The sequence below is a fragment of the Streptomyces sp. NBC_00597 genome, from assembly GCF_041431095.1.
GTDB lineage: Bacteria > Actinomycetota > Actinomycetes > Streptomycetales > Streptomycetaceae > Streptomyces.
Window position 1 is genome coordinate 2,895,667 of sequence record NZ_CP107757.1, and the last position, 26,760, is coordinate 2,922,426.

The 26,760-nt window shown below is 71.5% G+C and carries 27 protein-coding genes; 10 read left to right on the plus strand and 17 right to left on the minus strand.

Going from position 1 to position 26,760, the window contains the following annotated elements; genetic code table 11:
- Positions 1–51 precede the first annotated feature (51 nt).
- Together OG974_RS12850 and OG974_RS12855 are read right to left on the minus strand one after the other, a co-directional pair.
- Positions 52–1,134, minus strand: a complete 1,083-nt coding sequence (locus tag OG974_RS12850; RefSeq protein ID WP_371646513.1) for a hypothetical protein — start codon at positions 1,132–1,134, stop codon at positions 52–54.
- A 94-nt stretch (positions 1,135–1,228) separates the two neighbouring features.
- The gene (locus tag OG974_RS12855) at positions 1,229–2,044 is read right to left on the minus strand and encodes an IclR family transcriptional regulator (RefSeq protein ID WP_327282826.1); all 816 of its coding nucleotides are present in this window, start codon (positions 2,042–2,044) and stop codon (positions 1,229–1,231) included.
- A 146-nt stretch (positions 2,045–2,190) separates the two neighbouring features.
- Here OG974_RS12855 and OG974_RS12860 point away from each other — a divergent pair, with 146 nt between their 5' ends.
- From OG974_RS12860 to OG974_RS12875, 4 genes are all read left to right on the plus strand, one after another.
- Entirely contained in the window at positions 2,191–3,714 is a 1,524-nt protein-coding gene (locus OG974_RS12860; protein ID WP_327282827.1) for an aldehyde dehydrogenase (NADP(+)), read from the plus strand.
- Positions 3,715–3,872: 158 nt separating this feature from the next.
- A complete protein-coding gene (locus OG974_RS12865; RefSeq protein WP_327282828.1) occupies positions 3,873–4,094 on the plus strand; it encodes a hypothetical protein in 222 nt (73 codons plus the stop codon).
- Positions 4,095–4,156: 62 nt separating this feature from the next.
- Positions 4,157–5,404: a TerD family protein gene (locus tag OG974_RS12870; protein WP_329316342.1), complete on the plus strand. Its 1,248-nt coding sequence runs from the start codon at positions 4,157–4,159 to the stop codon at positions 5,402–5,404.
- Between the two features lie 113 nt (positions 5,405–5,517).
- Positions 5,518–5,703 (plus strand): hypothetical protein, encoded by a 186-nt coding sequence (locus OG974_RS12875; protein WP_327282830.1) that lies wholly within the window; start codon positions 5,518–5,520, stop codon positions 5,701–5,703.
- Between the two features lie 65 nt (positions 5,704–5,768).
- Here the strand turns inward: OG974_RS12875 and OG974_RS12880 are convergent, their stop codons facing one another.
- Both OG974_RS12880 and OG974_RS12885 read right to left on the minus strand, forming a co-directional pair.
- Entirely contained in the window at positions 5,769–7,208 is a 1,440-nt protein-coding gene (locus tag OG974_RS12880) for an alkaline phosphatase PhoX (protein WP_329313158.1), read from the minus strand.
- 248 nt (positions 7,209–7,456) lie between these two features.
- Positions 7,457–8,929: a hypothetical protein gene (locus OG974_RS12885; RefSeq protein WP_329313160.1), complete on the minus strand. Its 1,473-nt coding sequence runs from the start codon at positions 8,927–8,929 to the stop codon at positions 7,457–7,459.
- Between the two features lie 319 nt (positions 8,930–9,248).
- Here OG974_RS12885 and OG974_RS12890 point away from each other — a divergent pair, with 319 nt between their 5' ends.
- The 3 genes from OG974_RS12890 to OG974_RS12900 all read left to right on the plus strand — a co-directional run bounded on the left by OG974_RS12890 (position 9,249) and on the right by OG974_RS12900 (position 12,032).
- Complete coding sequence (locus OG974_RS12890; RefSeq protein ID WP_329313163.1) at positions 9,249–11,090, plus strand: endonuclease/exonuclease/phosphatase family protein; 1,842 nt, start codon at positions 9,249–9,251, stop codon at positions 11,088–11,090.
- A 99-nt stretch (positions 11,091–11,189) separates the two neighbouring features.
- Positions 11,190–11,627 (plus strand): GNAT family N-acetyltransferase, encoded by a 438-nt coding sequence (locus OG974_RS12895; protein ID WP_327282834.1) that lies wholly within the window; start codon positions 11,190–11,192, stop codon positions 11,625–11,627.
- Positions 11,628–11,777: 150 nt separating this feature from the next.
- Positions 11,778–12,032 carry a hypothetical protein gene (locus tag OG974_RS12900; protein WP_327282835.1) on the plus strand — a complete coding sequence of 85 codons (255 nt, stop codon included), beginning with the start codon at positions 11,778–11,780 and terminating at the stop codon, positions 12,030–12,032.
- A 223-nt stretch (positions 12,033–12,255) separates the two neighbouring features.
- Here the strand turns inward: OG974_RS12900 and dapD are convergent, their stop codons facing one another.
- Both dapD and OG974_RS12910 read right to left on the minus strand, forming a co-directional pair.
- Positions 12,256–13,236 (minus strand): 2,3,4,5-tetrahydropyridine-2,6-dicarboxylate N-succinyltransferase, encoded by a 981-nt coding sequence (gene dapD / locus OG974_RS12905; protein ID WP_327282836.1) that lies wholly within the window; start codon positions 13,234–13,236, stop codon positions 12,256–12,258.
- 9 nt (positions 13,237–13,245) lie between these two features.
- Positions 13,246–14,520 (minus strand): MFS transporter, encoded by a 1,275-nt coding sequence (locus tag OG974_RS12910; protein WP_327285603.1) that lies wholly within the window; start codon positions 14,518–14,520, stop codon positions 13,246–13,248.
- Between the two features lie 104 nt (positions 14,521–14,624).
- Between OG974_RS12910 and OG974_RS12915 the strand changes: the two genes are divergently transcribed.
- Positions 14,625–15,500, plus strand: coding sequence for a winged helix-turn-helix transcriptional regulator (locus OG974_RS12915; RefSeq protein ID WP_327282837.1), 876 nt, complete (start codon positions 14,625–14,627; stop codon positions 15,498–15,500).
- A 52-nt stretch (positions 15,501–15,552) separates the two neighbouring features.
- Here the strand turns inward: OG974_RS12915 and OG974_RS12920 are convergent, their stop codons facing one another.
- The 11 genes from OG974_RS12920 to OG974_RS12970 all read right to left on the minus strand — a co-directional run bounded on the left by OG974_RS12920 (position 15,553) and on the right by OG974_RS12970 (position 24,673).
- On the minus strand, positions 15,553–16,131 hold the full coding sequence (locus OG974_RS12920) for a TetR/AcrR family transcriptional regulator (protein WP_371646519.1): 579 nt from the start codon (positions 16,129–16,131) through the stop codon (positions 15,553–15,555).
- Positions 16,131–16,451 carry a multidrug efflux SMR transporter gene (locus OG974_RS12925; RefSeq protein ID WP_327282839.1) on the minus strand — a complete coding sequence of 107 codons (321 nt, stop codon included), beginning with the start codon at positions 16,449–16,451 and terminating at the stop codon, positions 16,131–16,133. Before OG974_RS12925 ends, OG974_RS12920 begins: the two co-directional genes overlap by 1 nt.
- Positions 16,452–16,513: 62 nt before the next feature.
- On the minus strand, positions 16,514–17,884 hold the full coding sequence (locus OG974_RS12930; protein WP_327282840.1) for a DUF3616 domain-containing protein: 1,371 nt from the start codon (positions 17,882–17,884) through the stop codon (positions 16,514–16,516).
- Positions 17,885–18,093: 209 nt separating this feature from the next.
- A complete protein-coding gene (locus OG974_RS12935) occupies positions 18,094–18,441 on the minus strand; it encodes a metal-sulfur cluster assembly factor (protein ID WP_053688648.1) in 348 nt (115 codons plus the stop codon).
- Positions 18,438–18,902 (minus strand): Fe-S cluster assembly sulfur transfer protein SufU, encoded by a 465-nt coding sequence (gene sufU / locus OG974_RS12940; RefSeq protein ID WP_030160391.1) that lies wholly within the window; start codon positions 18,900–18,902, stop codon positions 18,438–18,440. The genes OG974_RS12935 and sufU overlap by 4 nt, the downstream gene beginning before the upstream one ends.
- Positions 18,903–18,918: 16 nt before the next feature.
- Positions 18,919–20,175, minus strand: coding sequence for a cysteine desulfurase (locus tag OG974_RS12945; protein WP_030858993.1), 1,257 nt, complete (start codon positions 20,173–20,175; stop codon positions 18,919–18,921).
- On the minus strand, positions 20,172–20,936 hold the full coding sequence (gene sufC / locus OG974_RS12950) for a Fe-S cluster assembly ATPase SufC (RefSeq protein ID WP_327282841.1): 765 nt from the start codon (positions 20,934–20,936) through the stop codon (positions 20,172–20,174). Before sufC ends, OG974_RS12945 begins: the two co-directional genes overlap by 4 nt.
- Positions 20,937–20,943: 7 nt before the next feature.
- Positions 20,944–21,261 carry a bifunctional 3-phenylpropionate/cinnamic acid dioxygenase ferredoxin subunit gene (locus OG974_RS12955; RefSeq protein ID WP_053785806.1) on the minus strand — a complete coding sequence of 106 codons (318 nt, stop codon included), beginning with the start codon at positions 21,259–21,261 and terminating at the stop codon, positions 20,944–20,946.
- Complete coding sequence (sufD, locus tag OG974_RS12960) at positions 21,261–22,439, minus strand: Fe-S cluster assembly protein SufD (RefSeq protein WP_327282842.1); 1,179 nt, start codon at positions 22,437–22,439, stop codon at positions 21,261–21,263. The genes OG974_RS12955 and sufD overlap by 1 nt, the downstream gene beginning before the upstream one ends.
- A gap of 78 nt (positions 22,440–22,517) precedes the next feature.
- Positions 22,518–23,933, minus strand: coding sequence for a Fe-S cluster assembly protein SufB (gene sufB, locus OG974_RS12965; protein ID WP_266630401.1), 1,416 nt, complete (start codon positions 23,931–23,933; stop codon positions 22,518–22,520).
- Positions 23,930–24,673, minus strand: coding sequence for a helix-turn-helix transcriptional regulator (locus tag OG974_RS12970; RefSeq protein ID WP_371646524.1), 744 nt, complete (start codon positions 24,671–24,673; stop codon positions 23,930–23,932). Before OG974_RS12970 ends, sufB begins: the two co-directional genes overlap by 4 nt.
- 364 nt (positions 24,674–25,037) lie before the next feature.
- Between OG974_RS12970 and OG974_RS12975 the strand changes: the two genes are divergently transcribed.
- Together OG974_RS12975 and OG974_RS12980 are read left to right on the plus strand one after the other, a co-directional pair.
- On the plus strand, positions 25,038–25,964 hold the full coding sequence (locus OG974_RS12975) for an ABC transporter ATP-binding protein (protein ID WP_328762365.1): 927 nt from the start codon (positions 25,038–25,040) through the stop codon (positions 25,962–25,964).
- On the plus strand, positions 25,961–26,746 hold the full coding sequence (locus OG974_RS12980) for an ABC transporter permease (RefSeq protein ID WP_327282845.1): 786 nt from the start codon (positions 25,961–25,963) through the stop codon (positions 26,744–26,746). The genes OG974_RS12975 and OG974_RS12980 overlap by 4 nt, the downstream gene beginning before the upstream one ends.
- The last annotated feature ends 14 nt before the right edge of the window (positions 26,747–26,760 follow it).

Below are 26,760 nucleotides of genomic sequence, written 5' to 3' on the forward strand. Positions count from 1 at the left end.
CCCCCACCTTGACCGTCGCCCGCCGGCCCGTCCCCCTCGCGTCGCTCCGCGTCACCCGGTGCGGCGGCGTGAGGCGAGGAACCGGGCCAGCAAGATTGCGGCCAGCAGGCCGGTGATCGTTTGGCCAGCGTAGGTCAGGACCATCACGGTGGTGACCTCCTTCGCGGGATCGGTGACGCCCATCGTGGAGACCAGTAGCCACAGGCCCCAACCCACCGCCTCGGCAGCCCCGATCCAGGCGACGGCCAGCGCCCACCGGGCCTGCCCGGTCCCGCCCCGTGCCAGGTTCACCGCGCCCGCCCCCGCGGCCAGTACGCATATCCCGTGGGTGGCGTACACCGCGCCGGTCTGGGGACTGAACTGCGATATCTGCGAGGCGCTCAGCCCGGCCGTGCCCCCGAAGGCCCAGATGAGGTGCATCGCCGCCACGATCACGGCCGACACCGACGCGGCTGCCGCCACCACCCCCGTGGGTGACGGCAGCCGCTCGCCCTGGACGCCCTGCCACCGGCTGCCCCAGCGCTCCCGCGCATAGGGGACGAACAGCCCGGCCAGGGCAATGGCCTGCACGATGAAACCGCCGTAGACGACGTTGAACACCCACGGGTCGAGGAAGGGCTCCTTCGCCGCCTGCGCGGCCGCGTCCGGCCCCAGTCCCACGGCCCCCAGGAGGAGTTGGGCCGGAAAGGCCACGACGATCGGGGCGAGCAGTCCGGTGGCGAGGAAGACCGGGACGGTCAGCAGCCAGGACGGCACCCGTCTGCCCCAGGGCCGGGTGAACACCAACACCAGGACCATGACGGCCGCGTCCATGGCCATCGTGATCGCGTTCGCCGCTTTGAAGAACATCCCGGGCTCCAGCAGCACACTGCCGTCCGGTATCCCGATGCGGCTCCCCGCCACCCAGGCGCCCTTGAGGCACAGGTACGGCAAGGTGGCCACCAGGGCCGCCACTCGCAGGACCCTGCGCCCGGTCCCGATCCCGGTCCCGATCCCGATCCCAGCCCCGATCCCGGTTCCGGCACGGGGCCCGACCCCGATCGCGGCCCCGCCCCCGGCCTCCCGGCTGGCGGCCATCGACCGCGCCACCGCGCCCGTCGCCGTCTCGTTCGTCTGCACCGCTCGTGTGGTCATGACTCAACGGTCGCGTCCGCGCCGCCCCGCCACCTCCCCCACGAAGGTGAACCGTCTCCCCCGCACGGGGGAGGCCCCGCCCCCGTCCACCGCCTCACATGCGACGGGTCGCCACCGACAGCCGGTCCCGCGCCTCGAACAGGGCCGCCTTGATCCGCTGCTCGTGGCCCGCCGTCAGCCGGGCCACCGGCACCGAGCAGCTCACCGCGTCCCGGGCCGGCGTCCGGTACGGCACCGCCACCCCGAAGCAGCGCAGCCCGAGGGTGTTCTCCTCCCGGTCCACCGCGTAGCCCTGCTCCCGTACCAGCGCCAGCTCCTCCACGAGCTGCTCCCGGTCGGTGATCGTGTGCTCGGTGACCGCCTCCAACCGCCGCGGCAGCAGCGCCCGCACCTCCTGGTCGGAGTGGGTCGCCAGCAGCGCCTTGCCCAGCGCGGTCGAGTGCACGGGCAGCCGCCGGCCGACGCGGGTGAACGGCCTCAGGTAGTGCTGGGACTGGCGGGTGGCCAGGTAGACGACGCTCGTGCCGTCCATCCGGGCCAGGTGGATGGTCTCGGTGGTGTCGTCGGAGAGCCGGTCCAGGGTGGGCCGGGCCGCGGCGACGACCTCGTCCCCGTCGATGTAGGAGCTGCCGACGAGCAGGGCCCGTACGCCGATTCCGTACCGCGTGCCCGTCGCGTCCGTCTCCACCCACCCCAGGTTCACCAGCGTGCGCAGCAGCATGTAGAGGCTGGACTTGGGCAGCGAGAGGTCGTGCTGGATGTCGGCCAGGCTGTGCAGTCCGGGCCGCGCCGCGAAGTGCTCCAGCAACAGCACCGTACGGACGGCGGATTTGACGGCCGCCGGCGCTCCCGGCCCCCCGCCCGCCAGGCTGTCCGGGCTCTGTGGGCTCACCGACTCGGCTGTGGTCATTCGCCTTTTGCCCCTCTTGTCTCTTGTCAACGCGGAAGACCCGGAAATAGAGTCCGGAACGGATGTGATCATTCATCCATCGGAACGGCGTTCACAATACTGAACGCCACCGCGCGGGTCAGGGCAGATCCAGGAGGCAGTGCGCCATGGCAGCAACACCAGTCTGGAGTGTGGACCCCCGCACCGGGAAGCAGCGCGAACAGGTTGCGGTGGAAGCCACATCCGGCGAGGTGGACGAAGCGGTGCGTGCCGCCCACGCGGCGCGCGGTGCGCTCGCCGACCGCACCGCCCGCGCGGCCTTCCTGCGCACGGCCGCCGACCTGCTCGACGAGGCCGCGGCCCACGTCATCGAGGCCGCCGACGCCGAGACCGCCCTCGGGCCGGGCCGGCTCACCGGCGAACTCGCCCGCACCACCGGCCAGCTGCGGGCCTTCGCCGACGCCGTCGACGAGGGCTCGTACCTCGACATCCGCATCGACCACGCCGATGCGGGCGCCGTCCCGCCGCGCCCCGAGCTGCGCCGCTACAAGGTGCCGCTGGGCGTGGTCGCGGTCTACGCGGCCTCGAACTTCCCGCTCGCCTTCTCCGTCCCCGGCGGGGACACCGCGAGCGCGCTCGCCGCCGGCTGCCCGGTGGTCGTCAAGGCGCACCCCGACCATCCGGCCACCTCCGAGCTGTGCGCCTCGCTGCTGCGCCGCGCGGCCGTGGCGGTCGGGCTGCCGGCCGGAGTGGTGGCCGTCGTCCACGGGTTCGACGCGGGCCTGGAGCTGATCCGCCACCCGCTCGTCTCCGCCGCGGGATTCACCGGTTCCATCCGGGGCGGGCGGGCACTGTTCGACGCGGCCGCCGCCCGGCCCGTACCCATCCCGTTCCACGGCGAGCTCGGCTCCCTCAACCCCGTCGTGGTCACGCCCGCGGCCGCCGCCGAGCGCGCCGAGGAGATCGCCGCCGGGCTCGCGGGATCGGTCACCCTCGGGGTCGGCCAGTTCTGCGTCAAGCCGGGCCTGGTCCTCGTCCCCGCGGGCTCGGACGGCGACCGGCTCACCGGGGCGCTGACGAAGGCGCTGGGCGAAACGGAGCCGGGGGTCCTGCTCGACCACCGCATGCGCGAGAACTTCGTCTCCGGCGTGGGCGAGCGTGCCGCCCTGCCCGGCGTGAGCGCTCCCGTCACGCCCGGCTCCGGCGGCGAACACACCGTCGGCGCGGGGTACCTGACCGTCCCGGCCGGGCTGCTCCTGGAGGGCGGCGCGTACGAGGTGCTGCTGGAGGAGTGCTTCGGACCGGTGACCGTGGTCGTCCGGTACGCCGACCAGGGCGAGGCGGGGTCGGTGCTCGGGCTGCTCCCCGGGAACCTGAGCGCCACGCTCCAGCTGTCCGCGGCCGAGGCCGAGGGTGGTCCGGGCCCGGCGGCAGAGCTGATCGCGCAGGTCACGGCGCTGGCGGGGCGGATCGTGGTCAACGGCTGGCCGACCGGCGTCGCGGTGGCGCCGGCCCAGCACCACGGCGGTCCGTACCCGGCGGCGACCTCGCACTCCACGTCGGTCGGCGGGACCGCCATCGAGCGCTGGCTGCGGCCCGTGGCCTACCAGTCGGTGCCGGACCCGCTGCTTCCGGCGGAGCTGCGCGAGGGGAACCCGCTGGGGTTGCCGCGCCGCGTCACCGGCGGCTGAGGCCCCCGCGTCCGGGCCGGGACCGGGCCGCCGACCAGGGCCCGGCCCCAAGGCCCGGCCACGACCCCGGCCACGACCCCGGACCCCGGCCCCGGACCCCGGCCCCGGGCCCCGTAAATCCGTTGCCCGCCCGGCCCCCGACCGGCAGGCTGCCGGTCATGCCGAGACCCCACGGATTCACGTACGAACAGCGCGGCGACCAGAGCGTCGTCATCACGCACCAGGGCCGGGCCGCGAGCACCCTGCGCGGCGGTCGGGCGGAGAAGTTCCTCGCCGAGGTGGAGTCCGGCGACGCGCAGCTGGTGATGGCCCGCTGGACCGGCGCGTACAAGTTCGGCAACGAGCGGACGGCGAAGAACCACCCCCGCAACCGGCGCTGAAATCTCTCGCGAGGGTAAGGGAACGGCAAAGCGCCTCCGGTCGTTCTCCCGGCATGACCGCTATGACCCCAGGTTCCAACCTGCCGCTCAATACCGTCCGTGTGACGGTGGACGTGGCTGCCCCGGTGCGGCTCGACGTATCGGGACTCCTCCTCGCGGCGGACGGCAAGGTGCGTTCCGACGCCGACTTCATCTTCTACAACCAGCCGTCCGGGCCCGGTGTCAGCTACCGGTCGGGCGGCGGGGCGGCGCCGGACTCGATCACCGTGGACACGGGGGCGCTGCCGCCGGGCATCGAGCGGATCGTGGTCACGGCCAGTCCCGACGCCGCGGGTCAGACGTTCCAGGGCATCGAGCCCACCGCCACCGTGCGGCATGCGGAGAGCGGCGCGGTGATCGCCACCTTCACCCCGCCGCAGCTGGGTACCGAGACCGCGCTCGTGGTCGTCGAGGTCTACCAGCGCGGCGGCGTGTGGAAGGTGCGCGCGGTCGGCCAGGGGTACGCGAACGGCCTCGCCGGGATCGCGACCGACTTCGGGGTCTCCGTGGACGAGGACCCCCCGCCGCCCGCAGCGGCCCCGCAGGCTCCTGCGGCCCCGTCCGCGCCGTCCGCCTCCTCCTGGCCGAGTGCCCCGGCAACCCCGGCAGCGCCCGCGTTCCCCACGACGCCGTCGGCGCCCCCGGCAGCCCCGGCCCCGTCCGTCGCGGCGCCGCCGGCGGCCGCCGGCGCCGGGAAGATCAACCTCGACAAGGGTCGGGTCAGCCTCCAGAAGAACCAGACGGTGTCGCTCGTCAAGAACGGCCGCCCGCTGCTCTCCCAGGTCAAGATGGGCCTGGGCTGGGAGCCGGCGTTCCGCGGCCGGGACATCGACCTCGACGCGTCCGTGATCGCGTACGGGCCGGACCGCAACCACATCGACAGCTGCTACTTCGGCAAGCTGTCCATCCTGGGCGGTGCCGTCAAGCACTCGGGCGACAACCTCACCGGTGAGGGCGCCGGGGACGACGAGGTGATCGTCGTGGACCTCGGGCGGCTGCCCGCCGACGCCACCGGACTGGTCTTCACGGTCAACTCGTTCTCCGGCCAGAAGTTCACCGAGGTGGCCAAGGCCTACTGCCGCCTGATCGACGCGGCGAGCGGGGAGGAGCTGGTGCGCTTCGACCTCACCAGCGCCGAACCCCAGACCGGGGTCATGATGGCCAAGCTGATCCGCCAGTTCTCGGGCGAATGGGAGATGACGGCCATCGGCGAGTTTGTGAAGTCCCGCACAGTGCGCGGGATGGTCAAGCCCGGCTCCCAGACACTCTGAGCAGGTGGGCGGGCACGTGGAGCCACGATGACCGGCGAGCCCCCGGGCCGAGGTGATGGATTCCACCCTTAATCCGGACGTGACTGTCAGTGCCCGCCCGTAGCCTTGAAAGCATGTACACCACACTCCGGCCCGTGGGTCCCGCCCGCCCGTCCGCCGCAGAGGCGAACGAGGCGATACGGCACCTCGTCGAGACCCGGGTGGACGACGAGTGGCCCTCCGAGGCGTATGAGTTCCTGCTGGAGGAATGGGCCGCCGCCAGTCGCGCCGAGATCGCCGAGGTCGCCGCCGCCCAGTGAACGGGCGGCGGCGCAGCCGTCGATCGTGGTGCCGGCCGTCGCTCGTGCGTACCGACCTCCGGGCATCAGTGTGCGCGCCGCCACGGACCGGTGATGGCCAGCATGATGCCGGGCTCCTGGATGTTGGCGTACAGCGTGCGCCCGTCCGGGGAGAAGCAGACCCCCGTGAACTCGGAGTACTCCGGCTCCTGCGCCGTCCCCAGGTTCAGCTCGTTGCGCGCCAGCGGGTACGTGCGCCCGGACTCGGTGGCGCCGAACAGGTGTTGCAGCCCGCTGCCGTCCTCGGCGATCACCAGGCCGCCGTACGGAGAGACCGTGATGTTGTCGGGGCCGTCGAAGGAACCGTCCTTGGCCGGGTCGGCGTTCACCCCGAGCACGACCGTCAACCGGATCGTGCGCCGCTTCGGGTCGTAGAACCACACCTGGCCGTCGTGGGCCGTGCCCGGGCTCTCCTCACGGGCGTACGAGGAGACGAAGTACGTGCCGCCGTCGGCCCACCACATGCCCTCCAGCTTGCGGGCACGGGTCACCGCGCCGTCCCCGAACTGCTTGCGCACGGACAGCGTCCGCGCATCGCGGTCCGGCACGGTCACCCAGTCGACGCCGTAGACCGTGCCGATGTCCGTCGCGCGCGAGAGGTCGTCCACGAACCGGCCCGCGCCGTCGAAGCACTTGGCGGCGGCCAGCACGCCGGCGTCGGCCGCGAGGGTACGGAGCTTGCCGCGCCCGTGGCGGAAGCCGCTCGGCGGGGTCCAGCGGTAGAGCAGCCCGTTGGGGCCGGAGGCGTCCTCGGTCAGGTAGGCGTGGCCCTGGCGCGGGTCGATGACCACTGCCTCGTGGGCGTACCGGCCGAAGGCCTTGATCGGCTTCGGGTCGCGGTTGGCGCGGCGGTCGTGCGGGTCGACCTCGAACACGTAACCGTGGTCCTTGGTCATCCCGTTCTTGCCGGCCAGGTCCTCGGTCTCCTCGCAGGTCAACCAGGTGTCCCAGGGGGTGGCTCCGCCCGCGCAGTTGGTGGACGTACCGGCGATGCCCACCCATTCGGCGACCTCGCCGCCGCGGCGGACCTCGACGACCGTGCAGCCGCCGGCCGCGGCCGGGTCGTAGACGAGGCCCTCGGTGAGCGGGACGGGGTGGGCCCAGGCCTCCCGCTTGCCCTTGAGCTCGTGGTTGTTGACGAGGAGGGTGACTCCGCGGTGGCCCTCGAAGGCGGCCGTGCCGTCGTGGTTGGACGGGGTGGACTCGCCGGAGTCGAGGCTGGTGACACCGCTGTGGGTGATCACGCGGTAGCTGAACCCGGCGGGGAGGGCGAGCAGTCCGGCCGGGTCCGACAGGAGCGGGCCGTATCCGGGCTCGCAGGGGCGGCCGTGCTCGTCGCGCAGGGTGCCGTCGTCGGCCGCCAGCGCTCCCGGGGCGGTGGCGAGGGCCCCGACCGTGCCGGTGAGCGCGACTCCCGCGCCGGCGATGACGGTGCGGGCGGTGAAGTCTCTACGGCTGAGCGGCATCGGGTCTCCAGGGGTGGGGAGGTGGTGCGCCTGTCGTGCGGTCGTCGGCGCTCACGCTCCCGCCCGCACGTGAACGGCGGCTGAACTGCCCGCGAAGGGGAGCGGCCCCCTTGCCGGTGGCCGGAATGACCAACTCCGGCTCAGCAACCACGCGTTCCGGACGTCCCCTCCCCGGCCCGCCCCGGCGTCGCGGCCACCGTGGTGCCGCCGTCGCCCCAGCCTCCCCCTCCGTCCCGCAGGTTCCCGGGTCAGGCGCGCCGCGAACGCGCCTTGAAGGCGGCCTTGCGGGCCTCCTTGGCGGCCTTCTTGTCCGGGTGCATCCGGCCCATCGCCTCCAGTACGTACGCCGTCGCCGGGTGCTCCACCCGCCAGACCTGGTCGAAGAACCCCGCGTGGTGGGCCGTCAGCGACTCCATCAGTAGCGGCAGTTCCTCCGTCTCCCCGTCCGCCACGAGCTGCGCCGCGATCGTGTCGACGGTCAGCCAGAACACCATGGCCCCGTCCGGCGCCGGTACGTCGGCCGCCCCGCGTTCGGTCAGCCAGACCCGGGCGAGCCCGCCGAGCTCCGGGTCGTCCAGCACCGCGCGGACCGCGGGCTCGGCTTCCGGACCGGCCGGCGCCAGGGCCTGCTGGCAGCGCAGCCTGCGCAGCGGGCCACCCTCGTCGGCGCCCCGGGCGGCGGCCAGCAGTTCGGTGACCGCGACGGGCAGTTCGCGGCCGGCGAGCCACTGCTCGATCTCGGCCTGGGCGGCGCCCTCGGGGTAGCCGGAGACGGCGTCGAGAAGGGCGTCCGCGCCCTTGTCGGCCAGTTCGCCGACGGCGGGGGCGGCGACCCCGGCCTCCAGCATGCGGGCTCGGATCCCGTACAGGCCGAGCGGGGTCAGCCGCACCATCCCGTACCGGGAGACGTCCTCGTCGTCGGCCGCGCCGGCCATCGGACCGGCCGCGAACTCCTCGTCGTCCGCCTCCGCCATCAGCGCCTCGTCGACGGGCCGGAACTCGACGAGCCCGATCGGCTCCAGCTGCCGGAACTGGTCGTCGAGGCGCATCATCGCGTCCGAGACCTGCTCCAGCACGGCGTCCGTCGGTTCGGCCATGTCCTCGGGGATGACCATCGAGGCGGCGAGCACGGGCAGCGGAATCGGCCCGTCCGAGGCTCCGTGTTCGGAGACGGAGAGCAGGTAGAGGTTGGCGAGGACCCCGTCGAGGAAGTCCGCCTCGCGGCCGGGGTTCCAGTCGAGCCGGTCGAAGTCGACCACGCCGCCCTCGTCCAACGCGTCGACGAGGGCGTCCAGATCGGGCACGGCGGCGTCCGCGAGCACGGTGTCCAGGGCCGCCAGCCACAGGTCGAGCACCTCGCCGGGCGCGCCGCCGACCACCAGGGCCAGGTCCTCTCCGGGCACGGCGGTACCGGACTCCTCCTCGGCGTCCTCGTCAGGTTCGGTCACGTCGACGAGGCCGGTGTCCACGGCCACCCGCCAGGCCTGGCTGGCGAGCGCGGGGCCCTCCTCGTCGGCCGCGTCGAGGCCGAGCGCGGCGGCGGCCTCGGTCAATTGCGCGGCGACGAGTTCGCCGCCGATGTCGACGCGGGTGTCCGGTCCGGCCCAGCGGGCCAGCCGTACGGCGCGGGCGAACAGCGGGGCGACGAGGGCGTCGCGGGCCAGTTCCGCATCGGAGGGCAGCCGTACCGGCGGCAGCGTGGGGTGCGGCTCTGCGGACATGGGGCGGTCTCCTCGCGGACGCGGTGGGGCGGCGGGCACGGCCCCCGTGGGGCGGCCGTCCGGCGCACCAGAGTAGACGCATTTCGGGCGCGCCCGGCGGACCATCTCCTTTGGTTCATCCCACAGTCAGCTGCCATATCCCCTGGAGACCTTGACAACTTCCCTGGTCACACAGGAAATTGACGCGCGTAGATCTATGGGGGACCGGCTGGATTCCCGAGGATCTCCTGCGGATCAGCCGTGGAACCCCCTTGCGAATCCGGCCAAAACCACGCATCACCCTCTCGCTTCCTTCTTCCACACACCGGAGTTCTTGACCATGCGCTCCTCGCATCCCCGTTCCGCCGCCGTCTCGGCGCTCGTCGCCACCGCCCTGGCCACCGGTCTGCTGGCGGGCACCGCCGACGCGACCGAAAGCGACGCGTCCGCCGATCCGGTACGCATCCACGACATCCAGGGCACCACCCGGATATCCCCGCTGGGCGGCAAGCAGGTCGCCGATGTCGCGGGCATCGTGACGGGCGTGCGCACCTACGGCTCGCGCGGCTTCTGGATGCAGGACCCGGACGCCGACGACAACGACGCGACCAGTGAGGGCATCTTCGTCTTCACCAGTTCCGTCCCGACCGTCGCCGTCGGCGACGCGGTCAAGGTCTCCGGTCTGGTCGGCGAGTACGTCCCCGGCGGCGTCTCCTCCGGCAACCAGTCGGTCACCCAGATCTCCAAGCCGGCCGTGACCGTGGTCTCCTCGGGCAACGCGCTGCCCGAGGCCACTGCGATCAACGAGTACAACGTGCCCGCCGAGTACGCCCCGGCGGGCGACCCGGCCGCCGCGAACGGCATCAACGGCCTGACGCTGGAGCCCTCGCGCTACGCGCTGGACTTCTACGAGTCCCTTGAGGGCATGAACGTGAAGATCGGCACCTCGCGGGTGGTCGGCGCCACCGACCCGCACGCGGAGATGTGGGTCACCGTGAAGGGCTGGGAGAACACCGCCAAGCGCGGCGGCACGCTCTACGGCTCGTACGAGTCCCAGAACACCGGCCGGCTCCAGGTCCAGCAGCTCGCGCCGCTGGCGCAGCAGCCCTTCCCGGTGGCGAACGTCGGCGACAAGCTGACCGGCACCACCGAGGGCCCGCTGGACTTCAACCAGTTCGGCGGCTACACCCTGGTGGCGCGCACCCTCGGCACGGTCAAGGCGGGCACCCTCGCCCCCGAGACGACCAAGGCCCAGTCGCCCGGCGAGCTCGCGGTGGCCACGTACAACGTGGAGAACCTCGACCCGACCGACCCGCAGGAGAAGTTCGACAACCTGGCGAAGGCGGTCGTCCAGAACCTGTCCTCGCCCGACATCGTCGCCCTGGAGGAGATCCAGGACAACAACGGCGCCAAGAACGACGGCACCGTCTCGGCCGAGGAGACCATCAAGAAGTTCACCGCGGCCATCGCGGCGGCGGGCGGCCCGGCCTATGAGTGGCGGACCATCAACCCCGAGAACAACAAGGACGGCGGCGAGCCCGGCGGCAACATCCGCCAGGTGTTCCTCTTCAACCCCGCCCGGGTCTCCTTCACCGACCGCGCGGCGGGCGACTCGCTGACCGCGACCGGCGTGTCCAAGGAGAACGGCAAGGCCGCCCTGACCCACTCCCCCGGCCGCATCGACCCGACGAACCCGGCGTGGGCCGACAGCCGCAAGCCGCTGGCCGGCGAGTTCGTCTTCCGCGGCCGCACGGTCTTCGTGATCGCCAACCACTTCGGCTCCAAGGGCGGCGACGAGGGCCTGACCTCGATCCACCAGCCGCCGGTCCGCTCCTCGGAGGCCAAGCGGCTGCTCCAGGCGCAGGCGGTGAACTCCTTCGTCAAGGAGATCCTCGCGGCCGACAAGAACGCGAACGTCCTCGCCCTCGGCGACATCAACGACTTCGAGTTCTCGGGCACCGCGAAGGCGCTGGAGGACGGCGGCGCGCTGTACTCGGCGATCAAGTCGCTGCCGAAGGCGGAGCGCTACTCGTACGTGTACCAGGGCAACGCGCAGGTGCTGGACCAGATCCTGACCAGCCCGGCGATCAAGAACTTCACGTACGACAGCGTGCACATCAACGCGGAGTTCTCGGCGCAGAACAGCGACCACGACCCGCAGGTGCTGCGCTTCCGCCCGTGATCGCGGGAGGGGCCTGAGCCGCAGGGCGCCCGGACGCCGCCTCCCCCGGCAACCGCCGGGAGGTACCCGCTTTCCGGGCCTCCTGCCACACTTGCGGTCATGATCTTCCGTCTGGCCACCCGCGAGGACCTGCCCGTCGTACTGGGCCTATTGGCGGACTCCGGCGAGGAGCGTGCCGAGGTCACCGGGGCGCACGAGCGGGCCTTCGCCGCCATCGAGGCGGACGCCCGCAACGAGATGCTGGTCCTCGTCGAGGACGGGACGGTACTGGGCTGCCTGCAGCTGACGTACGTCCCGGGCCTCGGCCAGGGCGGCCGGGAGCGGGCGCTGGTCGAAGCCGTACGCGTGCGCGCGGACCGGCGGGGCGGCGGGCTGGGCGCGGAGTTGATGCGGCTGGCGGTGGCACGGGCGCACGAGCGCGGCTGCGGCCTGGTCCAGCTGACCAGCAACAAGCAGCGGGCGGACGCCCACCGCTTCTACGAGCGGCTGGGCTTCGCCCGCAGCCACGAGGGCTTCAAGCTGCACCTGGAGCACTGAGCGCGGGCGCCTCATCGGGGATCCCGGAGGAGAAGTCGGGGACTTTCGCCCCTGGCGTGACGCTCGCCACATCATTACCCATTCGACCCGGGTTGTGGTGTTGAGTGTCCCCACGCTCGACCATGTCCCCCCGCGCCCCCGGAGGACCGTGTGTTCCCCTCGCTCTCCTTCGCCCAGGAAATCGGCCTCGCCTTCCTGCTCGCGGCCGCCGTCGTGTGGGTGCTCGGCCTCGGCCACATGCTGTGGGGCTCCCGCTTCCAGCGCCCGGAGCCCGGTGCGTACGAGGGCGTCGCGGTGATCCCGGCCCAGCGCGGCGCGGCCGCGCACCCGATGGAGTCGGTCGAACTGACCGAGGCGGAGGAGGAGGCCTTCGCGGGCCTGATCCGCACCCTCCCCCTCCGCTGACCCGCCCGCCCCGGCGACACCCTCCCCCGCTCGGGGCGGGAGGACGTCCCGGGGCAGGGAAACGCACAACGCCCTCACCACCCCAGTCGGGGCCGGTGAGGACGTTGTGGCGTTCCGAGCGTTGTGGTGTTCCGGAACGTGGCGCGACGCCGGGCCTGGTGACCTCCGGGGCCGGGCCCGGCCTGGCCGCCCCGGCCGCAGTCGGGGCCGCGGCCCGTGCGCGTCAGTTGTGGCTGTGGAGGACCTCGTTCAGGCCGCCCCAGACCGCGTTGTTCGGGCGGGCCTCGACCGTGCCGGTGACCGAGTTGCGGCGGAAGAGGATGTTGCTGGCACCCGAGAGCTCCAGGGCCTTGACGATCTGGCCGTCCGGGAGGGTGACGCGGGTGCCCGCGGTGACGTACAGGCCCGCCTCGACGATGCACTCGTCGCCCAGCGCGATGCCGACGCCCGCCTCGGCGCCGATCAGGCAGCGCTCGCCGATCGAGATGATCTGCTTGCCGCCGCCCGAGAGGGTGCCCATCGTGGAGGCGCCGCCGCCGATGTCGGAGCCGTTGCCGATCACGACGCCCGCCGAAATGCGGCCCTCGATCATGGAGGTGCCGAGGGTGCCGGCGTTGAAGTTGACGAAGCCCTCGTGCATGACGGTGGTGCCCTCGGCGAGGTGCGCGCCGAGGCGGACCCGGTCCGCGTCGGCGATGCGCACGCCCTTGGGGGCGACGTAGTCCGTCATCCGCGGGAACTTGTCGATCGAGGTGACCTGGAGGTACAGGCCCTCGGCGCGCGCGTTCAGTCGTACGGCCTCCACCTGGTCGACGGCGACCGGGCCCAGCGAGGTCCAGGCGACGTTGGCCAGCAGCCCGAAGACGCCGTCCAGGCTCTGGCCGTGCGGCTTGACCAGACGGTGGCTGAGCAGGTGCAGGCGCAGGTACGCGTCGTGCGCGTCCAGCGGCTTGTCCTCCAGGGAGGAGATCACGGTGCGGACGGCTACGACCTCGACGTCGCGGACCGCGTCCAGGCGGATCGCCTTGGCCGCGGCGGCACCCAGGAGCTGCACGGCCTGGTCGGCGGTGAGGCGCTCGGTGCCGGCCGGGCCGGGCTCGGCGACCAGCTCGGGGGCGGGGAACCAGGTGTCGAGGACGGTGCCGTCGGCGGCGATGGTGGCAAGTCCGGCGGCGACGGCGCCGGTGGTACGCGTAGCAGTCATGCCCGAAACCTAACCGGCGACGACCCGAGGGTGCGAACCGGTCTCATGTGCCGGTCGCGCCGCGTGTCGCGCCCCGCGCCCACCCTCGCGCCCGCCCCCGCTCCGAGCCCCGCGCCCTGCCCCGCCCCGTGCCGCGTACAGCACCGCGGCGCCCGCGCCCACCGCCAGCGCCGCGCACAGCGGCCACAGCAGCCCGGGCGCGGCCGCGTACAGGGCTCCGCCCAGCGGCGGCCCGAGGACGACGCCGCTGACGGAGACCCCCGCGTACAGGCTCTGGAACCGCCCGATGGCATGCTCGGGCGCCTGGTCGGCGACGTACGCCGTGGCGGTGGTCTTGTAGAGGATCTCGCCGAGGCTGAGCAGCACCATCATGGTGGCGGCGCTCGCGACCCCGACCCCGACCAGCAGTGCGGCGTACCCGGCGCCGACGAGGACCAGGCCGGTACCGATGACCGGGAGCGGCGGCCGGGCGCGCAGTGCGACGGCGGCCGGCAGCTCCAGCAGCAGGATGACGGCGCCGTTGAGGGCGATCACGAAGCCGAAGGCACGGGTGTCGAGCCCGTGGTCGGCGAGGAAGACGGGGAAGGTGCCGTACTGCTGGCGGTAGACGAGGTCGGTCACCAGGATCGCGCCGAGCAGGACGAGCACGGCCGGGCGGGCCCGGAGTTCCTCCCACACGCCGCGGCCCAGACCCCCGTCCGGGGCCGCGGCGGTGCGTGGGGCGCCGCGGGCGGGGACGACCCGTGCGGTCCAGAGGGCGAAGAACAGGGTGCCGAGACCGTCGCCGACGAAGAGCCAGTCGTACGAGACCCCGGTCGCGATCAGGGCCCCGAGGGGCGGGCCGAGGGTGAAGCCGCCGTTGGAGACGCAGCGGACGACGGCGAAGGCCTGCCGGCGGGCCCCCTCGGGGACGGTGACGGCGACCAGCGCTGAGTTGGCGGCCCGGACCACGCCGGAGGCGTACTGGGCCAGCGGCAGGGCCGCGTAGAGCCCGGCGGTGGGCAGCAGCGGGAAGCACATCAGGGCGAGGCCGCCCGCGGTGGAGGCGGCGAGCAGCACCCGGCGGTGGCCGAAGCGGTCCCCGTACCAGCCGCCGGTGAAGTTCCCGGCGACGAGGCCGATGCCGCCGATGCCGGTGACCAGGCCCGCCTGGGCGGTGGAGAGGCCGCGCGGGCCGGTCAGGTACAGGAAGACGAAGACGAAGGTGAAGCTGACGACGGCGTTGACGAACACCCCGGCCGCCAGGAGCCACACCACTCTGGGCACGTCCTTGAAGCCCTGCACCACGCCGCCCACTCCCCCGCAGATCCCCTGGAACCAAGTAAGTTCCTTTTGGGAACGGACTATGTCAGCATGACAGCCTTGGGTCAACGGACAAAGGAGTGCCCATGGCCCAGCGCACACACCTCGACGACGCGGACTGCGCCATCGCCCAGGCCCTCGACGTGGTGGGCGACTGGTGGACGCTGCTCATCGTGCGCGACGCCGCGCGCGGCGTGCACCGCTTCGACGCGTTCCAACGCGAGCTGGGGATGTCCCGCAAGGTGCTGGCCGAGCGGCTGAAACTGCTGGTCGAAGCCGGGGTGCTGACGCGCGAGCCGTACCAGGAACGCCCGGTGCGGCACGAGTACCGGTTGACCCCGCGCGGGCGGGGGCTGCTGCCGGTCCTGGTGGCCCTCCAGGACTGGGGAGACGCGTGGGTCCTGGGAGAGGGAGAGATGACGGCGACGACGCAGGAGGCCTCGCGGGAGGCGGAGCGGGTGCACGCGCTGCGCGGCACGCGACTGCCGGAGCTGGTAATGCCGGACCGGTTCGGGGAGGTCCGGGACCCCGTGGCGGACACGCCGTTCACGGTCCTTTACTGCTTCCCCGGGGCGTACGCCAGGGCCGAGTCCTACCCGCCGGGGTGGGCCGGGATCCCGGGGGCGAAGGGCTGCACGTTCGAGTCGTGCACGTACCGGGACCAGCTGGCGCAGTTCACGGCGGCGGGGGCGACGGTGCACGGGGTGTCGACCCAGCGGCCCGACGAGCAGCGCGAGTTCGCCGAGGCGGAGGGGTTGCGGTTCCCGCTGCTGTCGGACGCGGACCTCACGCTGACGGCGGCGCTGCGGCTGCCGACCTTCCGGGCGGCGGGGGTGAGCCGGCTGAAGCGGTTGACGCTGGTGGTGGACCGTGAGCGCACGGTGCGCGAGGTGATCTACCCGATCCGGGACATCGAGGCGAGCGTCACCGCTGCGCTGGCCGCGGTCCGGTCCACCGGCTAGCAGCCGGGCACTGCGGCCCGGCATAGCCGGCAGGCCCGGCAGAGCCCGGCGGTCATGCACCGACGGGCCGGGCGGGGGCGTCGGTACCGGCCGCGCCCGACAGGACCCGGGTCAGCAGCTCCCTCGTGTACGCCTCGTCGTACTCGGTGTCCGTCAGGAGCACCTGGAGGCTGATGCCGTCCATCACGGCCACCAGCGCCCGCGCGGTCCGCGGGTCCACCCTGCGGGCCAGGGCCGCCGACACGGACTCCGTCCACTCCGCGGCCACCGGGCGCAGTGCCGGGCGCCGCAGGGCCGCCAGGTACAGCTCGTACTCCAGCTCCGCCCGGGCCCGGTCGGCTGTCAGGAACGTCCCCAGCAGCCGTGCCAGCGCCCCGGCCAGGTCCGGGTCGTCGGTGTCCGGCAGCGGCGCGAGGCCCTCGTTCACCTGGCGCAGCGCCGCGATCAGCAGGTCGTCCAGCGTCTTGAAGTGGTACGTGGTCGAGCCCAGCGGGACGTCCGCCTCCGCCGCCACGCTGCGGTGGCTCAGCCCCGCGATGCCCTTGGCTCCCACCACCCGGATCGCCGCGTCGATGATCCGCTGGCGCCGCTGGGGGTCGTACCTGCGCCCGCCGCCGGTCGCGGCCGGCATCAGTGCGCCCCGCCCAGGTTCAGCAGCACCACGCCGCCGATGACCAGGGCGATCCCGGCGATCTTCGCCGCGGTGGCGGCCTCGCCCATGAACACCATGCCGATCGCGGCGATGGCGGCGGTGCCGGCCCCGGCCCAGATCGCGTAGGCCGTGCCCACCGACATCGACTTCAGCGTCTGCGCGAGCAGCGCGAAGGCGATGACGTAGCCGACCAGGGTACCCAGCGACGGCCACAGCCTCGTGAAACCGTCGCTGATCTTCATGGCGGTGGTCCCGGCCACCTCGGCGGCGATGGCCGCGGCAAGCAGTACGTAGGGCATGCGTACGAGGGTACACATCGATGTGTACCCCCGTACGCAACGGCCGGGTCAGCCGGAAGGGGTCAGTTCAGCGTGAACCAGGCCGCCCGCGACTTCTTGAACTCCGGGTGCGTCAGGTCCTTGGCCTCGATCCCGTCCCCGTACAGGTCCGCGGAACCGCTGTCCGTGATCAGCTGGACCCGCGCCCCCGCCACCGACAGGTCCGGCACGTCCACGATGGCCTCCCAGCCGCCCGGGTCCGTCGTCGGCAGGTCGGCCCGCTTGACCGGGGCGTGGCCCGCGACGCCGTCCCACTGGTAGAGCGCGTACGGGTCCGAGTTGTCGTCCGCGGCCCAGGAGCCGGCCAGGATCAGGTACTGGTCCGCCGCGTTCTTGCGGATGTCGCGGATCGACAGCCCGCCGAGGTCGAGCTCGATGCCCGCCCCGAAGGTGGCCTTGGCCCCGCTGGAGAGGACCTTGTCGAAGTTGGTCACCGGTACGATCAGCGCCTTGCCGCCCGGCACCGCCGGGGCCAGCGGGGCGCGGAAGCCCAGGTAGGCGGTGGTGGTCGAGCCCGGGGCGAACTCCAGGCCCTCCACGTTGAAGCCGTCGATCTGCTTGGGCGCCTGGCCCGCCGCGGTGCCGGCGGCGAAGCCGTAGCGGTTGCCGTTCGCCGTGTCCCAGGCCACCAGGTCGTCGCGGAGCTTCTTGTACGAGCGTCCGTACGCGAGCTGCGTGGCCGACCCGGAGCCGTTCAGCGTGGTGGTGAACACCGTGTTCCGGGGCGCCTTGTACTCGCCGTCCTTGTTGTTGCCGAGCGAGCCCGTCCAGTAGATGGTGTTGCCGATCAAGGTCGCCCCCTCGATGTCCACCTCCTTGGTGACGCCGAGCTGCGAGCTGAAGTCCCAGGTCCGGACCGGGGCGGCCGAGCGGGAGCGGTCGTACAGGCGCAGCACGTTGTTCTCGTCGTCGGCGACGACGGTGTAACCGCCGCCGACGTCCACGGCGGCCGAGGAGTCCGAGGCGCCGGAGAAGTAGCGGGCGTCGGCCGGGTTCTGCACGGCGGCCGAGGCGGCGTAGGACAGGGTCTTGGTGGCGCTCTTGCCGCCCAGCCCCGCCACCTTGACCGTGAGGCTCGTGTAGCCGCGGCCGCGCGCGGTGACGGCCAGCTGGCGCACCGCCCCGGCCCCGGTGACGGTCACGTCGCCGGTCCCGGCGACCGAGGCCTTGCTCGACGCGGACGCGCTGACCGTCAGCGCGGACACGTCGGCGCCACTCTGCCCCACGGTCACGTTCACCACCGGGTCCCCGACCGCGCCGACGGCGCCGGACAGGTACGACGCGGACAGGCTGATGGTCGGCGTCCCGTACGTCACCGCCTGGGCGGGCACGACCGTGACCGTCCCGGCGACGACCAGCGCCGCGATCCCTGCGATACCAAGCTGCTTCTTCATCGGTGTCCCCACGAGTCGGGCCGAGCGCGATCCACGCGTCACGCCGTCACGGCCGTCGAGCAGGTTCGGCCACCGTGGCCAACTTCCGGTGCACTTCAAGGGTCCGCCGGACGAACACGCAGGGCTCGTCGGAAGCCGTGGAGCTCCCGCCGGAAAAACGCGAAGGGCCCCCGGCACGATGCCGGGGGCCCTTCCTGGAGCGATACGGCTCAGACGTTGAAGCCGAGCGCGCGCAGCTGCTCGCGACCGTCGTCCGTGATCTTGTCCGGGCCCCACGGGGGCATCCAGACCCAATTGATGCGGAGCTCGTTGACGATGCCGTCCGTAGCCGACTTCGCCTGGTCCTCGATGACGTCCGTCAGCGGGCAGGCCGCCGAGGTCAGCGTCATGTCGAGGGTGGCGATGTTCGCGTCGTCGATGTGGATGCCGTAGATCAGGCCCAGGTTGACGACGTCGATGCCCAGCTCGGGGTCGACCACGTCGTAGAGGGCCTCGCGGACCTCCTCCTCGGTGGCCGGCTTGATCGACGCCTCGGGGGGCGTCGCGTTCTCGGTCATGCCGTCTTCCTCTCCGCGGCGTCACCCAGTGCTTGGGCGGTCGCGTCCTTCCAGGCCATCCAGCTCAGCAGAGCACACTTCACGCGGGCCGGGTACTTGGAGACGCCGACGAACGCGACCGCGTCCTCCAGCACCTCCTCCATGGCCTCGTCGGGCTCGATCTTGCCCTTCGACTGCATCATCTCCAGGAACACGCCCTGGATCTTCTGCGCCTCGGCCAGCTCCTTGCCGACGAGCAGCTCGTTCAGCACGGACGCGCTGGCCTGGCTGATGGAGCAGCCCTGGCCCTCGTACGAGACGTCGGTCAGCGTCTCGCCGTCGTACTTCACGCGCAGCGTGATCTCGTCGCCGCACGTCGGGTTGACGTGGTGCACCTCGGCGTCGCCGTCGCGCAGGCCACGCCCGTGCGGGTGCTTGTAGTGGTCCAGGATCAGTTCCTGGTACATCGAATCCAGCTTCACTGCGTCGCCCTCGTCGTCAGCCGAAGAAGTTCCGTACGTGCTCCAGCCCGTCGATCAGTGCGTCGACGTCGGCCGGAGAGGAGTACAGGTAGAAAGACGCTCGCGTGGTCGCGGGAATTCCGTAGCGCAGGCAGACCGGGCGTGCGCAGTGGTGTCCCACGCGGACCGCGATGCCCTGCTCGTCCAGGACCTGGCCGACATCGTGGGGGTGGATGTCACCGAGCGTGAAGGAGATCGCGGCGCCGCGGTCCTCGGCCGTGGTGGGGCCGATGATCCGCAGGTCGGGGACCTCCAGGAGGCGCTTGACCGCATACTCGGTGATCGCGTGCTCGTGCGCGGCGATCTTGTCCATGCCGATCGCGGTGAGGTAGTCCACGGCCGCGCCGAGGCCGACGGCCTGGGCGATCGGGGGCGTACCCGCCTCGAACTTGTGGGGCGCCGGGGCGTACGTCGAGGCGTGCATCGACACGGTCTCGATCATCTCGCCGCCGCCGAGGAACGGGGGCAGGTCCTCCAGGAGCTCCTGGCGGCCCCAGAGCACGCCGATGCCGGTCGGGCCGCACATCTTGTGGCCGGTGAAGGCCACGAAGTCGGCGCCGAGCGCCTGGACGTCCAGCGGCATGTGCGGAGCGGCCTGCGAGGCGTCGATCAGCACCAGCGCGCCGACCTCCTGCGCGCGCCGGACGATCGCCTCGACCGGGTTGATCGTGCCCATGATGTTGGAGACCAGCGTGAAGGAGACGATCTTCGTCTTCTCCGTGATGACCTCTTCGATGTTGGACAGGTCGAGCCGGCCGTCGTCGGTCAGGCCGAACCACTTCAGCTTCGCGCCGGTGCGCTGCGAGAGCAGCTGCCACGGAACGATGTTGGAGTGGTGCTCCATCTCCGTGATGGCGATCTCGGTCTCGCGGTCGACCCGGTAGGGCTCGTCCGCCCAACCGAGCATGTTCGCGACCAGGTTGAGCGACTCCGAGGCGTTCTTGGTGAAGATCACCTCGTCGCGGCTCGGCGCGTTGATGAAGGCGGCGACCTTGTCGCGGGCGCCCTCGTACAGCGCCGTGGCCTCCTCGGCGAGCACGTGCACGCCGCGGTGGACGTTGGCGTTGTGCTGCTCGTAGTACTCGTTCAGCGCGTCGAGCACCTGGCGCGGCTTCTGCGAGGTCGCAGCGTTGTCCAGGTAAACGATCTTCTTCCCGTCGTGGACCACGCGATCCAGAAGGGGGAAGTCCTTGCGGATCGCCTCGATGTCGAGGAGGCCAGGCAGCTGTGTCACGCGGTTGCGCCACCCTTCACGTACTTGTCGTAGCCCTCGGCCTCCAGCTGGTCCGCCAGCTCGGCGCCACCGGACTCGGCGATGCGGCCGTTCGCGAACACGTGCACGAAGTCGGGCTTGATGTAGCGCAGGATGCGCGTGTAGTGGGTGATCAGCAGCGTGCCGACCTCACCGGACTCACGGACGCGGTTGACACCCTCGGAGACGATGCGCAGGGCGTCGACGTCGAGGCCGGAGTCGGTCTCGTCGAGGATCGCGATCTTCGGCTTGAGGAGCTCCAGCTGGAGGATCTCGTGGCGCTTCTTCTCACCGCCGGAGAAGCCCTCGTTGACGTTGCGCTCGGCGAAGGCCGGGTCCATCTGGAGCTGCTCCATCGCGGACTTGACCTCCTTCACCCAGGTGCGCAGCTTCGGCGCCTCGCCGCGGATGGCGGTGGCGGAGGTGCGCAGGAAGTTGGAGACCGAGACACCGGGGACCTCGACCGGGTACTGCATGGCGAGGAAGACGCCGGCGCGGGCGCGCTCGTCGACGGACATCTCCAGGACGTCCTCGCCGTCGAGGGTCACGGTGCCACCGGTGATGGTGTACTTGGGGTGACCGGCGAGCGAGTACGCCAGGGTGGACTTGCCGGAGCCGTTGGGGCCCATGATGGCGTGCGTCTCACCCTGCTTGACGGTGAGGTCGACGCCCTTGAGGATCTCGCGGGCGCCGTTCTCGGCCTCGACGGAGACGTGCAGGTCGTGGATTTCAAGCGTTGCCATGGATGCCTCAGGACTCCTGGGTGAGGGAGACGAGCACGTCGTCCCCTTCGATCTTTACGGGGTATACGGGAACGGGGCGGGTCGCGGGCAGACCGGACGGCTTGCCGGTGCGCAGGTCGAACGAGGACCCGTGCAGCCAGCACTCGATCATGCAGTCCTCGACCTCGCCCTCCGAGAGCGAGACGTTCGCGTGCGAGCAGATGTCGTTGATCGCGAACACCTCCCCCTCGGTGGAGACGATGGACACCGGCGTGCCGTCGAGTTCCACCCGCTTGGGGGTGTTCTCCTCCAGCTCACTCAGCGCACAGGCCTTGACGTAGGTCATCAGACGGACGCCTCAAGCTCGGTCTCGATCTTGGTGAGGAGGCGCTCCTCGATGTCCGGGACACCGATCTGCTGGACGAGCTCGGCGAAGAAGCCGCGCACGACCAGGCGTCGGGCCTCGTCGGCCGGGATGCCGCGGGCCTGGAGGTAGAAGAGCTGCTCGTCGTCGAAGCGGCCGGTCGCGGAGGCGTGGCCGGCGCCGACGATCTCGCCGGTCTCGATCTCCAGGTTCGGCACCGAGTCGACCCGCGCGCCGTCCGTGAGGACGAGGTTGCGGTTCATCTCGTAGGTGTCGGTGCCCTCGGCGCTCTTCTCGATGAGGACGTCACCGATCCACACGGCGTGGGCGCCTTCGCCCTGCAGCGCACCCTTGTAGACCACGTGGGACTTGCAGTGCGGGGCGTCGTGCGTGACCAGGAGGCGGTGCTCCTGGTGCTGGTCGGCGTCCGTGAAGTACAGGCCGAGGAGCTCGGCCTCGCCGCCGGGGCCCGCGTAGCTGATCCGCGGGTGCAGACGAACGACGTCGCCGCCGAAGGTGACGACGATCGACTTGAAGGTCGCGTCGCGGCCGACCAGCGTGTTGTGCTGGGAGCAGTGGACGGCGGTGTCGTCCCAGTCCTGCACGGACACGACGGTGAGCTTGGCGCCGTCGCCGACGAGGAAGTCGACGTTGGCGGCGCGCACGCCGTCACCGGTGTGGTCGATGACGATGACGGCCTCGGCGAAGGCCTGTACGTCGAAGACCGTGTGCCCGAAGGTGGTGCCGCCCTCGCCGTGCAGCGAGACGCGCACCGGCTCGGTCAGGACGGTCTCCTTGGGCACGGTGACGACCGTGGCCTTGGCGAAGGACGAGAACGCCTGGGCGGCGATCCGGTCCACCGGGGTGCCGGCCTTGCCGATGCGCGCGTCGTCGCGCTCCACCGACTCGACGGTGACGCCCTCGGGCGCGTCGATCTGGGCCTTCATGGTGCCGTTGGCGACCGCGGTGCCGTCGTGCAGACCGCGCAGGCGCGCCAGCGGGGTGAACCGCCACTCCTCCTCGCGGCCGTGGGGGACGGGGAAGTCCGCCACGTCGAAGGACGGGGGTGCGCTCATCCGGGTGGCGACGGTGGACTCGGCGGCCACCGCGATCGCGCCGGCGGTGGTCGAACCCGCCGGGATGTTCTGAGCCTCAGCCATGGCTGTCGTCTTGCTCGCTCTCTTAAAAGAACACGGTCTACGTCATTGAGGTGCTGCGGAGGTGCGGGGCGGTCGGGACTAGCCGACCGAGCCCTCCATCTGCAGCTCGATCAGCCGGTTGAGCTCCAGGGCGTACTCCATGGGCAGCTCGCGCGCGATGGGCTCGACGAAGCCGCGCACGATCATGGCCATGGCCTCGAACTCCGTCAGACCGCGGCTCATCAGGTAGAAGAGCTGGTCGTCGGAGACCTTGGAGACCGTGGCCTCGTGGCCCATGGAGACGTCGTCCTCTCGGACGTCCACGTACGGGTACGTGTCCGAGCGGGAGATCGTGTCGACCAGGAGCGCGTCGCAGAGCACGTTCGACTTGGAGCCGTGGGCGCCCTCGCCGATCTCGACCAGGCCGCGGTACGAGGTGCGGCCGCCGCCCCGCGCCACCGACTTGGAAACGATGTTGGAGGAGGTGTTCGGCGCCATGTGGACCATCTTGGAGCCGGCGTCCTGGTGCTGGCCCTCGCCCGCGAAGGCGATGGACAGGGTCTCGCCCTTGGCGTGCTCGCCCATCAGGTAGACGGCCGGGTACTTCATGGTGACCTTGGAACCGATGTTGCCGTCGATCCACTCCATGGTCGCGCCCTCGTACGCCACGGCGCGCTTGGTGACCAGGTTGTAGACGTTGTTCGACCAGTTCTGGATCGTCGTGTAGCGGCAGCGGCCGCCCTTCTTCACGATGATCTCGACCACGGCGCTGTGCAGCGAGTCCGAGGAGTAGATCGGGGCGGTGCAGCCCTCGACGTAGTGGACGTACGCGTCCTCGTCGACGATGATCAGCGTCCGCTCGAACTGGCCCATGTTCTCCGTGTTGATGCGGAAGTAGGCCTGGAGCGGGATGTCGACCTTGACGCCCTTGGGCACGTAGATGAACGAGCCGCCCGACCACACGGCGGTGTTCAGCGACGCGAACTTGTTGTCGCCGACCGGGATGACCGTGCCGAAGTACTCCTGGAAGAGCTCCGGGTGCTCCTTGAGCGCGGTGTCCGTGTCGAGGAAGATGACGCCCTGTTCCTCCAGGTCCTCGCGGATCTGGTGGTAGACGACCTCGGACTCGTACTGGGCGGCGACACCCGCGACGAGGCGCTGCTTCTCCGCCTCCGGGATGCCGAGCTTGTCGTACGTGTTCTTGATGTCCTCCGGCAGGTCCTCCCACGAAGCAGCCTGCTTCTCGGTCGAACGCACGAAGTACTTGATGTTGTTGAAGTCGATGCCGGAGAGGTCGGAGCCCCAGGTCGGCATGGGCTTCTTGCCGAAGAGCTTGAGGCCCTTGAGTCGGAGCTTCAGCATCCACTCCGGCTCGTTCTTCTTGGCCGAGATGTCGCGTACGACGTCCTCGGACAGACCCCGCTTGGCAGCGGCGCCGGCCGCGTCGGAGTCGGCCCAGCCATATTCGTAGGTGCCCAGGCCATCGAGCTCAGGGTGAGCAGTCTCCGTGGTCATGCGGGGTTCCTCCCGGCCGTACTTGCAGATGCAGATGTGTTGGTCTGTGCGGTGCCCGCGCCTCGTGGGATGAACGTGGTGCACACCCCGTCGCCGTTGGCGATCGTGGCGAGGCGCTGCACATGCGTCCCGAGCAGGCGGGAGAAGACCTCGGTCTCCGCCTCGCAGAGCTGCGGGAACTGCTCGGCGACATGGGCGACCGGGCAGTGGTGCTGGCAGAGCTGTTCACCGCTGTGCGGACCGGGAGCGCCCTTCGCCGTAGCAGCGTACCCGTCGGCGGTCAACGCCTTGGCAAGGGCCTCGGTGCGCTCCGCGGGGGCGGCGGCGTCCAGGCTTTCCCGGTAGGTCTCGGCCTGTGCGTCCATCCGCGCCCTGGCGAAGGCGGCGACGGCCGCCTCCCCCTGCTCGCCTCCGCCGGCGGCCTGCGCGATCCAGCGCAGTGCGTCCGCGGCGAGGGAGTCGTAGGACTGGTCGAACGCGTCGCGGCCGCAGTCGGTCAGCGCGAAGACCTTGGCGGGCCGGCCCCGGGTGCGCGTCCCGTAGACGCGCTGCTCACGGGGCTCGACCACGTCGTCGGCGACGAGCGTGTCGAGGTGGCGGCGGACGGCGGCCTGGGTGAGGCCGAGACGCGCGGCGAGGTCGGCGACGGTGGACGGACCGTGGTCCAGGATGGACCGCGCGACCCGGTTGCGGGTTGACCGCTCCCCGGTAGCGAGTTCCCCCTGGGGGGTCTCGATCATCCGTTCGCCGTATTTCACAACGCCATTGTTGCGTAATTAGTCGAGCCCCGACAAGCCGTGACCGAGACCACGCCAGGTGGCCTCTATCACTAAGGGTTACCTAATTTGTCGACGCAGAGTTATTCGGAAGCCAATGCTCCGCCATCCCCCGGGACCCCTGTGGTGACCCCGCACAGGGCTCCCACCAGCGATCCTCCGCCGATGGGGGACGGCGGCACGGTGAACGTCGAAATTCCGAAAAGATCACCGAAACCGACCGGGCCGTCCGGACCGCACTCCGGAAAAACTCATGGCCGCCCAGGACCGAAAGGGGCTTCCACCCCAGCGCCCGGAACCCCCTCCCCGGCTCCGTAGACTCACCCGCATGAGCAACGACCCCGCCGTGGAGATCCGCGGACTGGTGAAGCGGTACGGCCCCAAAACAGCGGTGGACGGGCTGGACCTCACCGTCCGCAAGGCTTCGGTCACCGCCGTACTCGGTCCCAACGGCGCGGGCAAGACGACCACCGTGGAGACCTGCGAGGGCTACTGCCGCCCCGACGCCGGCACCGTCCGCGTCCTCGGCCTCGACCCGATCGCCCAGGCCGAGGCCCTGCGCCCCCGGATCGGCGTGATGCTCCAGTCCGGCGGGGTCTACTCCGGCGCCCGCGCCGTCGAGATGCTGCGCCACATGGCCAAGCTGTACGCCGACCCCCTCGACGTGGACGTCCTGGTGGAACGGCTCGGGCTGGGCGGCTGCGGCCGCACCGCCTACCGCCGCCTCTCTGGCGGCCAGCAGCAGCGCCTGGCCCTGGCCATGGCCGTGGTCGGCCGCCCCGAGCTGGTCTTCCTGGACGAGCCGACCGCAGGTCTGGACCCCCAGGCCCGCCGGGCGACCTGGGACCTCGTACGGGAACTGCGTGCCGACGGGGTCGCCGTCGTCCTCACCACCCACCACATGGACGAGGCCGAGCAGCTCGCGGACGAGGTCGCCATCGTCGACGCCGGCCGGGTCATCGCCCACGGCAGCCCCGAGCAGCTGTGCCGCGGCGGCGCCGAGAACACCCTGCGCTTCACCGGCCGGCCCGCCCTCGACCTCGGCTCGCTGCTCAAGGCGCTGCCCGACGGCACCGAGGCCGCCGAGCTCAGCGCGGGCGCCTACCGGGTCACCGGCTCGGTGGACCCGCAGCTGCTGGCCACCGTCGCCTCCTGGTGCGCCCAGCACGGGGTGATGCCGAGCAGCCTCTCGGTGGAGCGGCACACCCTCGAAGACGTCTTTCTGGAGCTCACAGGCAAGGAGCTGCGCGCATGAGCGCCGGTACGTTCACCCCCAACCCGGGGGCCGCGCCCGTGTCCCGCATGATCCTGGCGCAGGCGGGGCTGGAGACCCGGATGCTGCTGCGCAACGGGGAGCAGCTGCTGCTGACCGTGATCATCCCGGCGCTGCTGCTGGTGCTGTTCTCCGCCGTCGACATCGTCACCGTGCCCGTCCAAGAGGGGGGCGGCACGGGGAACTCCGTGGACTTCCTCGCGCCCGGCGTCCTGGCGCTCGCCGTGATGTCCACCGCCTTCACCGGGCAGGCGATCGCCACCGGCTTCGACCGCCGCTACGGGGTCCTCAAGCGGCTCGGCGCCTCGCCGCTGCCGCGGTGGGCGCTGATGGCCGCGAAGACGCTGTCCGTGCTGGCCACCGAGGTGCTCCAGATCGCGCTGCTGACGGCGATCGCCTTCGCGCTGGGCTGGTCCCCGCACGGGAACCCGCTGTCGGCCGCCGCCCTGGTCCTGCTCGGCACCGCCGCGTTCTCCGGGCTCGGCCTGCTGATGGCGGGCACCCTGCGGGCCGAGGCCACGCTGGCCGCCGCCAACCTGGTGTTCCTGCTGCTGCTGGTCGGCGGCGGGGTGATCGTGCCGATGGAGAAGTTCCCCGGCGCCGTGCAGTCCGCCTTGGGGCTGCTGCCGATCTCGGCGCTTTCCCACGGCCTGCGCGAGGTGCTGCAAAACGGGGCCGCGCTGCCGTGGGGGGACGTGGCCGTACTCGCCGCATGGGCCGTCCTCGGGCTGGGCGCCGCCGCGAAGCTCTTCCGCTGGGAGTGAATCGCCTCCCCCGG

What these genes read in the sequence shown, in the direction of transcription:
- OG974_RS12865 (WP_327282828.1), top strand. Translation starts at nt 3,873, where the DNA reads ATGCCGAGACCCCACGGATTCACGTACGAACAGCGCGGCGACCAGAGC.
- sufD (WP_327282842.1), bottom strand. Translation starts at nt 22,439, where the DNA reads ATGGCTGAGGCTCAGAACATCCCGGCGGGTTCGACCACCGCCGGCGCG.
- OG974_RS12890 (WP_329313163.1), top strand. Translation starts at nt 9,249, where the DNA reads ATGCGCTCCTCGCATCCCCGTTCCGCCGCCGTCTCGGCGCTCGTCGCC.
- OG974_RS12975 (WP_328762365.1), top strand. Translation starts at nt 25,038, where the DNA reads ATGAGCAACGACCCCGCCGTGGAGATCCGCGGACTGGTGAAGCGGTAC.
- OG974_RS12880 (WP_329313158.1), bottom strand. Translation starts at nt 7,208, where the DNA reads ATGCCGCTCAGCCGTAGAGACTTCACCGCCCGCACCGTCATCGCCGGC.
- OG974_RS12955 (WP_053785806.1), bottom strand. Translation starts at nt 21,261, where the DNA reads ATGACCTACGTCAAGGCCTGTGCGCTGAGTGAGCTGGAGGAGAACACC.
- sufC (WP_327282841.1), bottom strand. Translation starts at nt 20,936, where the DNA reads ATGGCAACGCTTGAAATCCACGACCTGCACGTCTCCGTCGAGGCCGAG.
- OG974_RS12920 (WP_371646519.1), bottom strand. Translation starts at nt 16,131, where the DNA reads ATGCCGGCCGCGACCGGCGGCGGGCGCAGGTACGACCCCCAGCGGCGC.
- OG974_RS12850 (WP_371646513.1), bottom strand. Translation starts at nt 1,134, where the DNA reads ATGACCACACGAGCGGTGCAGACGAACGAGACGGCGACGGGCGCGGTG.
- OG974_RS12970 (WP_371646524.1), bottom strand. Translation starts at nt 24,673, where the DNA reads ATGATCGAGACCCCCCAGGGGGAACTCGCTACCGGGGAGCGGTCAACC.
- OG974_RS12855 (WP_327282826.1), bottom strand. Translation starts at nt 2,044, where the DNA reads ATGACCACAGCCGAGTCGGTGAGCCCACAGAGCCCGGACAGCCTGGCG.
- sufB (WP_266630401.1), bottom strand. Translation starts at nt 23,933, where the DNA reads ATGACCACGGAGACTGCTCACCCTGAGCTCGATGGCCTGGGCACCTAC.
- OG974_RS12895 (WP_327282834.1), top strand. Translation starts at nt 11,190, where the DNA reads ATGATCTTCCGTCTGGCCACCCGCGAGGACCTGCCCGTCGTACTGGGC.
- OG974_RS12925 (WP_327282839.1), bottom strand. Translation starts at nt 16,451, where the DNA reads ATGCCCTACGTACTGCTTGCCGCGGCCATCGCCGCCGAGGTGGCCGGG.
- OG974_RS12935 (WP_053688648.1), bottom strand. Translation starts at nt 18,441, where the DNA reads ATGACCGAGAACGCGACGCCCCCCGAGGCGTCGATCAAGCCGGCCACC.
- OG974_RS12875 (WP_327282830.1), top strand. Translation starts at nt 5,518, where the DNA reads ATGTACACCACACTCCGGCCCGTGGGTCCCGCCCGCCCGTCCGCCGCA.
- OG974_RS12870 (WP_329316342.1), top strand. Translation starts at nt 4,157, where the DNA reads ATGACCCCAGGTTCCAACCTGCCGCTCAATACCGTCCGTGTGACGGTG.
- OG974_RS12915 (WP_327282837.1), top strand. Translation starts at nt 14,625, where the DNA reads ATGGCCCAGCGCACACACCTCGACGACGCGGACTGCGCCATCGCCCAG.
- OG974_RS12980 (WP_327282845.1), top strand. Translation starts at nt 25,961, where the DNA reads ATGAGCGCCGGTACGTTCACCCCCAACCCGGGGGCCGCGCCCGTGTCC.
- OG974_RS12860 (WP_327282827.1), top strand. Translation starts at nt 2,191, where the DNA reads ATGGCAGCAACACCAGTCTGGAGTGTGGACCCCCGCACCGGGAAGCAG.
- dapD (WP_327282836.1), bottom strand. Translation starts at nt 13,236, where the DNA reads ATGACTGCTACGCGTACCACCGGCGCCGTCGCCGCCGGACTTGCCACC.
- OG974_RS12930 (WP_327282840.1), bottom strand. Translation starts at nt 17,884, where the DNA reads ATGAAGAAGCAGCTTGGTATCGCAGGGATCGCGGCGCTGGTCGTCGCC.
- OG974_RS12885 (WP_329313160.1), bottom strand. Translation starts at nt 8,929, where the DNA reads ATGTCCGCAGAGCCGCACCCCACGCTGCCGCCGGTACGGCTGCCCTCC.